Source organism: Pseudomonas sp. 34 E 7, from assembly GCF_900005715.1.
In the GTDB taxonomy this organism is placed as follows: domain Bacteria; phylum Pseudomonadota; class Gammaproteobacteria; order Pseudomonadales; family Pseudomonadaceae; genus Aquipseudomonas; species Aquipseudomonas orientalis_A.
Genome location: NZ_CVTX01000069.1, coordinates 1 through 904 on the forward strand (window position 1 = coordinate 1; position 904 = coordinate 904).

The following is a 904-nucleotide window of genomic DNA, read 5'->3' on the forward strand; positions in this document are numbered from 1 at the left end:
GAGCTGCCCTTCGCCGATTGCGCGCCGCTGAACTGGCTGGAGACCGGTCATGACTAAACCGCTGAAGCTCGCCGTGGTCGGCCATACCAATGTGGGCAAGACCTCGCTGCTGCGCACCCTGACCCGCGATGTCGGCTTTGGCGAAGTCTCCCATCGCCCCAGCACCACGCGGCATGTGGAGGGCGCACGCTTGTCGGTGGACGGTCAAGCCTTGCTGGAGTTGTACGACACGCCCGGCCTGGAAGATGCCATTGCCCTGCTCGACTACCTGGAACGCCTGGACCGCCCCGGCGAACGCCTCGATGGTCCGGCACGCCTGGCGCGGTTCCTGGAGGGCAGCGAGGCGCGCCAACGCTTCGAACAGGAAGCCAAGGTACTGCGCCAACTGTTGGCCTCGGACGCCGGCCTGTACGTGATCGATGCCCGCGAGCCGGTGCTGGCCAAGTACCGTGACGAGCTGCAAGTGCTGGCCAGTTGCGGCAAACCGTTGCTGCCGGTGCTCAATTTCGTCAGCAGCGCCGACCACCGCGAACCGGACTGGCGCGAAGCCCTGGCCCGCCTCGGCCTGCATGCGCTGGTGCGTTTCGACAGTGTGGCACCGCCGGAAGATGGCGAGCGCCGATTGTATGAAAGCCTGGCCCTGCTGCTGGAAAGCGCACGACCGCAATTGGAACGGTTGATCCTTGATCAGGAGGCCCAGCGCCAGGCCCGCCAGCAAAGCGCCGCGCGCTTGATCGCCGAACTGTTGATCGACTGTGCGGCCTGCCGTCGCAGTGTGGTGACTGAAGATGAACCCCAAGCCATCAGTGATTTACGCAACGCCGTGCGCCAGCGCGAACAAAAATGTGTGGAAGCGTTACTCAAGCTATTTGGTTTCCGCCCCCAGGACGCCGCCGCCAGTGAC

1 protein-coding gene is annotated in these 904 nt (G+C 64.7%); it reads left to right on the forward strand.

Annotated elements, in window-relative coordinates; genetic code table 11:
• Nucleotides 1-49 precede the first annotated feature (49 nt).
• Nucleotides 50-904, forward strand: an 855-nt coding sequence (locus BFP96_RS03300; protein WP_139113326.1) for a GTPase/DUF3482 domain-containing protein, incomplete at its 3' end; no start/stop codon positions are given.